Origin of the sequence: Natranaerovirga pectinivora (assembly GCF_004342165.1) — a bacterium.
GTDB classification, from domain to species: domain Bacteria; phylum Bacillota; class Clostridia; order Lachnospirales; family DSM-24629; genus Natranaerovirga; species Natranaerovirga pectinivora.
The window spans coordinates 78,750-89,073 of the sequence record NZ_SMAL01000011.1 but is presented as its reverse complement, the minus strand read 5'-3'; the positions used below and the strand labels follow the sequence as shown (position 1 = coordinate 89,073).

Genomic DNA, 10,324 nt, shown 5'->3' with positions numbered 1-10,324 from the left:
AATTAACATGTTAAAGGGAATTGAGGATAAGTGCATTATTTTTTTACAAAAAAATAATGTTGAGGTTTTTACACCCCAACATTTATTATAGAACCATTTGTTTAAAGATTATTTATTATTTTGAGCTAGATTAAGACGTTTGTATAGCCCCTCTTGTTCTAATAATTCCAAATGAGTCCCTTTTTGAACAACCTTTCCATTTTCTAAAACCAAAATAAGATCAGCATTTTTTATAGTAGAAAGACGATGGGCAATGGCAACAATGGTTCTGCTACCAGCCAGATCACTAATGGCTTTTTGTATTTCTTTTTCAGTTTCCACATCCACAGAAGCCGTAGCCTCATCTAAAATAATAATAGGCGCTTTTCTTAAAATTGCTCTTGCAATGGCAATTCTTTGTTTTTGACCACCGGAAAGACGCATACCTCGCTCACCAACTTTAGTATGATAACCAGCCGGCATTTCCATAATGTTATCATGAATTCTTGCAGCTTTAGCAGCAGCAACAATCTCATCTAAATCAGCTGCTGAATTAGCATAACCAATATTTTCGCCAATGGTGCCGTTGAAAAGGAAGGTATCTTGAAGTACTGGGGCAATATTGGATCTAAGACTTTCTAAAGTAACCTCTTTAATATCTATCCCATCAATTAAAATCTTGCCATTAGTAGGATCATAGAATCTTGAAATCAACTGAGTTAAAGTGGTTTTACCAACACCAGTAGGCCCTACCAGAGCAATCATTTGGCCAGGTTCACATGAAAAATCAATATCTTTTACAATAGGAACATCTTTTTCATACTCAAAAGCCACTGAATCAAAAGTAATGCTACCTTGTACATGGGTTAACTCTTTTGCATTAGGCGCATTTTTAATATCCCTTGGTGTATCTAATATCATCATGACACGTTCAGCACCCGCATAGGCTTGTTGCATTTCTTCTAAGAGTCTTGCAAGACCTGAGATTGGTGCATAGAATAAGGTTAAATAAAGTAAGAAGGCAACAATATCAGATATTGATAATTCACCATGAAAGGCTAAAAAACCACCAAACCCTACCACAATAATGGTTCCAATAGAAGAAAGAAACTCCACAGCAGGATGAAAAATAGCACTTAATTTTAAAGCATATAGCATTGATTTAGTAAAAACGCCAGCTTTCTTTAAAACTTGTTCTGATTCATAACTTTCTTGGCAAAAGGCTTGAATTTCATGTACGCCTGAAAAGTTATCTTGTAATTTAGCATTTAACTCTGCTATTGCCATTTGGGATACTCTAAACTTTGGGCGTACTTTTGTTGCAAATATCCATCCTGAAAAAAGAATGAATGGAATAGGGATAAAAGTTAATAAAGCCAGTTTCGCATTTATAGTAAGCAATATAATAACAACACCCACAACAGTAACAACGTTAGTAATCATCTCAGGGATAATATGGGCATACAAAAGTTCAAATGTTGCTGTATCATTAACAACCCGACTCATAAGGTCTCCTGTTTGTTTATCGCTGAAAAATCCCATAGAAAAACCTTGAATACGATTGTAAACACGTATACGTAATTCTTCTACTAGGTTCCAAGCTGCTTTATGAGCAAGATAATTACTTAAGAAACGAAATAAGATCTTTAATAAATATAAAACGAATAAAATAACCGTTAAAGTGCCTATATCCTTAAGGGTATTTTCATTAACATTATCTTCTAATAAAGCAGTCATTGAAGATAAGATCTTAGGAGCAGTCAAGTTAATTAGCGTTAATGCAAAAGTAGAAAAAATGGCAATAATATATAAAGTTCTATACTTAATTGCTTCTTTCCCAAGCTTCCATAAAAGTTTCATATGTAGTTGCCTCCAAAAAGAGATTTTAATATTATTTTAGCACAATAAAAATACAATGTCTTACCAAACATTGCTCACTAAATTAAGAAACTCTAGATATTTTGCCATTGCAAAATTGAACTACTGGGAATAGAATGATATAATTTATTTCTAGTAAAAAAATTAGAACTCATAAGAAACAAATTATTTTAAAGAAAGAGTGAGAGACGTGAGATTGCTAAAAAAAATGGTACATAAGGATGTACAAAGCATAGAGGGTAAGATATTTGAAAGAAGAGCAGCAAGAGGCATAATATTAAAAGGTTCAAGAATCTTTTTGCTTTACACAAAAAGATACAATGATTATAGCTTTCCAGGTGGTGGTGTAGATCTGGGGGAAGACTTAATAACAGGCCTTAAAAGAGAATTAGCTGAAGAAACAGGTGCCAAAAACATTGAGATAATAAGTGAATTTGGCTACATTGATGAATATAGACCCCACTATAAACCAGAATATGATTTAATCCATATGATGTCTTATTTTTATATATGTAAAATTGACGATGAATTTGATGAAGTAAGCCTAGAAGATTATGAGATTGCCAATGGCATGTCTGCTGTATGGATAGAAATTGAAGAAGCCATCAAACATAACAAAGAAGTTATGGCAAACCAAGAAGAATCAATGGGATTATCAATAGAAAGAGAAACACTGGTATTAGAATTGGTAGAAAAAGAATTGATATAAAAAAACAGGGACGGTTCTTAAAAAAGATTGAAAAAAGATTGGGGACGGTTCCAAAAAAAACAGAGAAATATAGGGGACGGTTCTTAGAATATATAGGGGACGGTTCTTAAAAAAAGATGAAAAAAAGATTGGAAAAGATTGGGGACGGTTCCAACAATATTGGGGACGGTTCCAACAAAAATATAGAAATATTGGGGACGGTTCCAAATATTTAAGGAACCGTCCCTTATTTTTGTTTGAATTATTTAATAGGCTCGCCTATAAAATTTCTTAACATCATTGGTAAAATACCACCGTTTAAATAATATTCAACATCAATACTACTATCCAGTCTAGCAAGAACTTCAAAATCAAAAGTACTACCATCAGGACGATTGACATTAACAACTAATTTTTTATTTGGGTGAAGATTATTAGCAATTCCAGTTATAGTCAGTATTTCATTACCAATTAATCCTAAAGATTCAGCATTGGAATCAATAAACTGAAGAGGAAGAACACCCATGCCAACCAAATTACTTCTATGAATTCTTTCAAAACTTTCTGCAATAACTGCTTTAACTCCTAGTAGAGAAGTACCTTTTGCAGCCCAGTCTCTTGAACTTCCAGTACCATATTCTTTCCCAGCAATAACAATCAATGGGGTTTGACTTTCTTTATATTTCATACAAGCATCGTATATAGGCATAATCTCGCCACTTGGGATATGATTTGTAAAACCACCTTCAACCCCAGGTATCATCTTATTTCTAATTCTAATATTGGCGAAAGTACCTCTCATCATAACTTCATGAGTTCCTCTACGAGCCCCATAAGAATTAAAAAACTCTGGACTAATATTTTGAGCAGTTAAATGGTTTCCAGCAGGAGACGCCTCAGGAATACTACCAGCAGGTGAAATATGATCAGTGGTAACACTATCCCCAAGAATAGCTAAAATATTAGAATTATAAATATCTCTTATAACACTTGGATGGATTTCCATTTCATCAAAAAATGGTGGCATTTTTATATAAGTAGAGTTTTCATCCCATTTATAAATATCACTCTTAGCCATTTCTAATTGATTCCAACGATCATTGGCTTCAAATATTTCGTTGTATTTATCTTTGTATATTTCAGGTTTCACAAATTCTTTTACAATAGTATTAATATCACTAAAATTAGGCCATATATCTTTTAGATAAACACCTTCATTTTTATCGTTAAATCCAATAGGTTCCTTATCAAAGTCAATATTTACAGTACCAGCTAAGGCATATGCAACAACTAAAATAGGAGAAGCAAGGTAATTCATTTTTACCTGTGGATGAATTCTACCTTCGAAGTTACGATTACCACTTAATACAGCAGCAACGGTAATATCATCCTTTTTTATAGCCTCACTGACTTCATCAACTAAAGGACCACTATTTCCAATACAAGTTGCACAGCCATAACCTGACACATAAAACCCTAAATTTTCTAGATAAGGTAAAAGACCTGATTTTTCTAGATACTCAGTGACTACAAGAGAGCCAGGCGCTAAGCTGGTCTTAACATAGTTAGGTTTTTGAAGGCCTAATTCAACAGCTTTTTTCGCTAGAAGCCCTGCGCCTATTAATACATATGGATTTGAAGTGTTTGTACAGCTTGTAATAGAAGCTATTGCTACAGCACCTGATTTTAATTTCTCTTTTTTTCCATCTTTATAATCCAAGTCAGATGTCATATTAAGTTGTGATTCACTAAGATTATAGCCATTTTTATCAAGCGGAGCAGTAATAACATCTAAAAATCTTTCTTTCATAGATTTTAAAAATATTTGATCTTGAGGTCTTTTGGGACCAGAAAGACTTGGTTCCACAGTAGAAAGATCTAAATGAATTGTAGTGGCAAAAACAGGTTCAGGAGAGTCATTGGTTCTAAGCATTCCTTGTGCTTTATAATAAGACTCAACAAGAGCTATATGTTTTTCATCTCTACCAGTTGCTCTTAAATAGTCCAGTGTTTGAGTATCTACAGGGAAGAAACCAACTGTAGCCCCATATTCAGGACACATATTAGCAACAGTAGCACGATCTTCAACACTAATATTATTTAAACCTTCACCGAAATACTCAACAAATTTACCAACAACCCCTTCTTCTCTTAATAGTCGAGTGATGGTTAGAGCCAAATCTGTTGCAGTAGCATTCTCTGGAAGCTTACCAGAAAGTTTTAAGCCTACAACATCAGGGGTTAAAAAGTAAAGAGGTTGACCAAGCATTCCCGCTTCAGCTTCAATACCACCAACGCCCCAGCCTAACACACCGATACCATTGATCATAGTAGTATGAGAATCTGTACCAACAAGAGAATCAGGAAAAATCATATGTTCATTGTTAACAGTTTTTGTTGTGGCAACAGTAGCAAGGTACTCCAGATTTACTTGATGAATGATACCAACAGAAGGTGGGAAAACACGGAAATTAGAAAAAGAGCTTTGTGCCCATTTTAAAAGTTGATATCTTTCTGTATTTCTTTCAAACTCTTTATTCACATTAGTGGTAAGAGCGTCAGTAGAACCAAAAGCATCCATAATAACAGAGTGGTCGATAATTAAATCAACAGGAACAATAGGATTGATTTTATTAGGGTCACCACCTATTTCTTCCATCTTTGATCGCATCCCTGCAAGATCAACAACAACAGGAACGCCAGTAAAATCCTGAAGTACTATTCTAGATGGAATAAAAGGAATTTCATCTTTAAAGTCATCATTGTTCCAATGAGTAATCCTTTTAATATGGTCCATGGTAACAAGTTTTTCATCATAGTTACGAAGAGCACATTCAAGTAGAACTTTCATTGAATAAGGAAGTCTAGAGACATCACCAAAACCATTTTCCTCAAGAGATTTAATACAATAATATGTATAATCTTTTCCCTCGAAGGTTAAGGTTTTTTTATTCATACCAATTTTATTCTCAAGCAAAATTATCACCTCGTTAATAAATTTATAATAAGTATATTATAACATAAGAATATAGTTAACTTTAAAATATATTCAAAATAGGCAAAAAAAATAATAGGAGACAGTCCAAAAGAGAACTGTCTTTCAATTTAAGGGGCAACTTTATCTGCTTTAACAATGTAAATATGGAAAAAATATTCAGCAACGGCAATTAAAACACCAAGCACAATACCGCTAATTAAACTTACAAAAGACTCTGGGACGAATAGAATTGTAATATAAGCAATAATAGCTGCCATCACACCATCAATAATACTAGCAATAATATTGCCTAAATTAGGTAAAATAAGAAGATCACCAATAAAATAATTAGCAATTGTAATAATGGCAGCAACTAATGTAATGATATTCAAATTATTATTATCGATAAAACCTAAAGTTGACCAAACAGCAAGAAAAGAAATAATAAATTTAACGATTAAAGCAAGAGCTGTTTTCATAAGCATCATCCTTTCATTAAAATAAATATAAGAAGTTGTTTTTAGATCATATAGATACAAAAATGCACTTACAATATAATTCCCCAAAAAAAACCTTTTAATGCAAAAAACAAGAAAACTAAAAAATAAGAAAAATAAGGGACGGTTCATAAAAGAAAAATAAGGGACGGTTCATAAAACTATAGCGTTCAAATTTAATTCAAGCTAAAAAGGTTTGACAATCAAACTAAAAGAAAGTATAATAATGGTTCGGAAGACCTATTATAATTGGGAATAAATACCTAAAAAGGAAAGTGTATTAATTAACATATTAATGAACAAATCCTCTTTGAAAATTTCTAAAAATCTTAGCATTATACATTACTGGAGGTAGACATTATGAAAAGCATCAAAAATAACTTAATAATTAGTTTTAGCAGCGCATTAGTAATAATCTGTTTTATAATAAGTGCATCGGGATATGTAAGTACTAAAAATGGGCTAGAAAACTTAAATCAACAATCAATTAATCAAAAATTAGAGTCAGACCTAGCAGCTGCAGAAATGTATGTCAAAAATTATTATGGAGAATTTAAATATAATAATGGCATATTGACAGATCAAAATGGTAGAAATATTTCAGGAGTCAATGAAATGGTGGACAAAATACAAGAAGATTCAGGAAATGTTGCTACTATTTTTGTTAAGAGAGGAGATGACTTTGAGCGCATATCAACTAATATTATAGATGGAGATGGGCAAAGAGCGACAGGTACTTTATTAGGAAAAGAAAGTGAAGCATTTCAATCTGTTGTAAATGGAAAAACATATATAGGAAATGCAGATATTTTAGGCATATCTTATGTAACAGCATATCAACCAATATTTAACAATAATGAAGTGATCGGGATTTTATTTATAGGATTACCAAATGAACAAGCAGATATTTTGATAAAAGATATTTTAATGAATAGTAGGAATATCTTTATAATGATTACTTTAGGAACTATTCTTTTTGGTATCATAATTAGTTTAATAATAGGTAAAAAGATTTCAGATCCAATAATATTTTTAACAGGAATGATTGAGAAAATATCTAATTATGATTTACAATTATATCAGTCTGGCAAAAAAGACAAGTACCTAAAAAGAAAAGATGAGGTTGGGAAAATTGCAAAATCTTTAGAGAAAATGCAGAAGAATTTCATTGAATTAATAAAAGTAATAGATAACATCTCAAATGATGTGGCTTTATCTGCTTCTGAGTTATCTGAAACCAGTGAACAAGTATCAATCGCTGCTAATGAAGTTGCTAGAACAATCGAAGAAATTGCAAATGGTGCCAATGAACAAGCGAGTGATACTGAAAATGCAGCTAATGAAATTACAGAATTAGGAACGTTAATAGAAAGTAGTCATAATTATATACAAGAATTAGACCTGTCATCAGATGAAGTAAGCAGGCTAAAAGAAGAAGGTATTTTAAGTATTAAAGAATTAGTAATAAAAAATGAAATGAGTAAAAAAGAAACACAAGTAATAAACAATGTGATTATAAATGCACACCAAAGTGCGGAAAAGATTAATACGGCCAGTCAAATGATTAAAAGTATTTCTGAACAAACCAACTTACTAGCATTAAATGCAGCAATTGAAGCGGCAAGAGCTGGGGAAGCAGGAAGAGGATTTGCTGTAGTTTCAGAAGAAATAAAGAAACTAGCAGAACAATCCAATCAGTTTACGGGTGAAATATCATTAATAATCAACGAATTAAAAGAAAAGATGGAAACTGCAGTCCAAATTATGAATGAAATGAATAAAGTAGTAGAAGAACAAAGTGTAAGTGTAGAAATAACAAGAACAAAATTCGAAAATATTTCCTTATCAATAGAAAAAACAAAAGAAGTTATAAACAAACTTAATGCATCAGGTTTATTAATGGAGAACAAAAAAGTTTCTATTATCAATATTATTGAAAGCTTATCAGCTATATCTGAAGAGAATGCGGCAGGAACACAAGAAACATCAGCTTCAGTAGAGGAACAAACAGCTTCAATGGAAGAAATAGCAAAAGCAAGCGGTGCATTGACTAAATTAGCAGAAGAAATGAATCAAAGTATATCAAAGTTTCAATACTAACAATACACATATAACCACATAAAAAAAGCGTAATTACTTTAGTAGTAATTGCGCTTTTAGTGTACTACTGTAGCTCATTTAGATAAATATTATCTTCAAAAAAATAAAACTCCTCTATTATAGTGTGTAACCTAGGATAGAATCCATCTCCAAATTCCCAAGGATGTTGGTAATATAAAGTGAAATATTGATCACTATAAATTCCTAGAGCAATAGTTCCTATAAGACTTTCATCTTGGATATAAGACTCGGCGATAGACCAACTAAATAATCTTTCAGAAAGTTTTTTGCTAGACAAATCCCAAGAATATAATTCTAATAAATTCTCTAAATCAGAAATAGAAACATCATCATCATAAAAGGTAAACTCAACCAAAATATCTTCATTTTTCATCTCATTAAAATTGCTGTAAAACCTAACGGAATCACCATTGTTAAATGAAGTATACTCACTGATCATATCTGAAGGTACATAGGTAAGATATAAGAAGTCTTGGTGAATAAATCTATTCAGAAAAATCTCTTCTTCCATACCTTCGATAAAAATAGTTTTTGTTATCTCTGAAGGCCATTGGGACAAATCAATTTCCTGAGCTTGTGCATCTTGGTTTGTATCAGAATCATCATCAGAATCAACACCTTCAATAGGGGTTTCTTCAATGGGAGCGTGTATTGCATCGTTATTATCATTAGTAGAAGAACATCCATAGAAAAGCACAACAAAACTTAAAATTAAAGTCAGTACTAAAAAATTAAATTTAACTTTCATTCATATCCTCCTGTTTAATAAATAATCTAATTAAAACATTATATATTAAACGATACAAAGAGTAAAAAAGTTCCATAAAAAACAAGAAAAAATAGAAAATAAGAAAATAGAGAAAAATAAGGGACGGTTCACAAAAATGAGGGACGGTTCATAAAAAAAGAGAATAAGAAAATAAGGGACGGTTCATAATAAAAAAGAGGTGAGGAGTAGTGCAAAAAAATGTAGAAGTTTATGAACTGTCCCTTTTTCACCCGTCCTCTGAAAATATTATGTTATTACTTTGCCCACTTCTACACACATTAAAATAAAAGCACCAGCACCGTGTAAATCGTTCTCGGTAGTAGGTCTAGTGATATAAAAATCATAATCACCAATTGGCGTTCCGATACAAATTCCACTAATAATAATACCATTCTCATCTTCTTTAATGGTCTCAATAATTCCTTTATAACCTATTTTTGCGTACTGAAAATAAGATGCATCTAGATACCCCATTCTAACAGCTTTAGCAATGGCAGCAACAAACAGCGAAGAACAAGAAGTTTCTAACCAATTCTCAGGGTTCTCTCCTTTATCTATAACTTGGTACCATAAACCACTTTTGTCTTGGTAAAGAATAAGAGCGTCAATTAAATCTTTTAATATTTGTAAAAGGATATCCCGATCCTTATGATCCTTTGGTAGATAATCGAGGATATCAACAATTGCAACTGGATACCAGCCAATAGCCCGACCCCAGAATTCAGAAGATCTTCCTGTAATAGGATCAGCCCATTCTGCTTCTTTTGTTGGATCACATCCATGATAAAGAAGCCCAGATTTATCATCTTTAGTATGTTCTGTCATTAATTTTGCTTGATATGTAACCATATCAAAATAAGTACTATCATTAAATACTTTGCCAAATTTTACAGCAATTGGTCCGCCCATAAACAAGCCATCCAACCACATTTGATTTGGGGTTTTACCCTTATGCCAGAAACCACCTTCAGAGTTTGTTTTCCAAGATTTTAATAACGGAACAATTTCATATAAAGCATTTTTGTATTTTTTAAGGTTGGTTTTTTCAAAAAGGTTAAATAAAATAATTCCTGGTTGAACATCATCTAATTCAGTAGTATTATTTCCGGAAACAGAACCAAAATCTGAAATATAACTATCAACCCAATCTTTTATATAGTTAAAGTATTTGTCATTTTGATTCTGTTCCCAACATCTTTCAACGCCAAGTAGGAAAACCCCTTGATGATAATGGAATCTTCCAACGGGAGGAAGGTTTGGAGCTTCGAATTTTTTCATTAATGTTTCACAAGCTTTTTCTGCCCATTGAATAGGTGTATACATAAGAAAACACTCCTTTTAATTATTTGTATATACTTCATTATAAAATAAATATCTGTACATTAATTGCAAATAAAGTGAATTTCTTCTTAGAT

Annotated in this window: 7 protein-coding genes; 2 read left to right on the top strand and 5 right to left on the bottom strand. The window is 32.0% G+C overall.

Features of this window, described 5'->3' with window-relative positions; translation table 11 throughout:
• Positions 1–108: 108 nt before the first annotated feature.
• Complete coding sequence (locus EDC18_RS12740) at positions 109–1,839, bottom strand: ABC transporter ATP-binding protein (RefSeq protein WP_132253732.1); 1,731 nt, start codon at positions 1,837–1,839, stop codon at positions 109–111.
• A gap of 208 nt (positions 1,840–2,047) precedes the next feature.
• Between EDC18_RS12740 and EDC18_RS12735 the strand changes: the two genes are divergently transcribed.
• A complete protein-coding gene (locus EDC18_RS12735) occupies positions 2,048–2,566 on the top strand; it encodes an NUDIX domain-containing protein (protein ID WP_132253730.1) in 519 nt (172 codons plus the stop codon).
• Positions 2,567–2,807: 241 nt separating this feature from the next.
• On the opposite strand, the gene acnA is transcribed toward EDC18_RS12735, so the two are convergent.
• A complete protein-coding gene (acnA, locus tag EDC18_RS12730) occupies positions 2,808–5,522 on the bottom strand; it encodes an aconitate hydratase AcnA (RefSeq protein ID WP_243115122.1) in 2,715 nt (904 codons plus the stop codon).
• Between the two features lie 128 nt (positions 5,523–5,650).
• Positions 5,651–6,001: a DUF2512 family protein gene (locus EDC18_RS12725; RefSeq protein WP_165878582.1), complete on the bottom strand. Its 351-nt coding sequence runs from the start codon at positions 5,999–6,001 to the stop codon at positions 5,651–5,653.
• A gap of 378 nt (positions 6,002–6,379) precedes the next feature.
• On the opposite strand from EDC18_RS12725, the gene EDC18_RS12720 reads away from it, so the two are divergent.
• The gene (locus tag EDC18_RS12720; protein ID WP_132253726.1) at positions 6,380–8,119 is read left to right on the top strand and encodes a methyl-accepting chemotaxis protein; all 1,740 of its coding nucleotides are present in this window, start codon (positions 6,380–6,382) and stop codon (positions 8,117–8,119) included.
• 64 nt (positions 8,120–8,183) lie between these two features.
• Here the strand turns inward: EDC18_RS12720 and EDC18_RS12715 are convergent, their stop codons facing one another.
• Positions 8,184–8,888, bottom strand: coding sequence for a hypothetical protein (locus EDC18_RS12715; protein WP_132253724.1), 705 nt, complete (start codon positions 8,886–8,888; stop codon positions 8,184–8,186).
• Between the two features lie 267 nt (positions 8,889–9,155).
• Complete coding sequence (locus EDC18_RS12710; protein WP_132253722.1) at positions 9,156–10,232, bottom strand: glycoside hydrolase family 88/105 protein; 1,077 nt, start codon at positions 10,230–10,232, stop codon at positions 9,156–9,158.
• Positions 10,233–10,324 lie beyond the last annotated feature (92 nt).

Bases quoted from the DNA above. Each gene is read 5' to 3' on its own strand.
- EDC18_RS12740 (WP_132253732.1), bottom strand. From the start codon at position 1,839: ATGAAACTTTTATGGAAGCTTGGGAAAGAAGCAATTAAGTATAGAACT.
- EDC18_RS12725 (WP_165878582.1), bottom strand. From the start codon at position 6,001: ATGAAAACAGCTCTTGCTTTAATCGTTAAATTTATTATTTCTTTTCTT.
- EDC18_RS12720 (WP_132253726.1), top strand. From the start codon at position 6,380: ATGAAAAGCATCAAAAATAACTTAATAATTAGTTTTAGCAGCGCATTA.
- EDC18_RS12715 (WP_132253724.1), bottom strand. From the start codon at position 8,888: ATGAAAGTTAAATTTAATTTTTTAGTACTGACTTTAATTTTAAGTTTT.
- EDC18_RS12710 (WP_132253722.1), bottom strand. From the start codon at position 10,232: ATGTATACACCTATTCAATGGGCAGAAAAAGCTTGTGAAACATTAATG.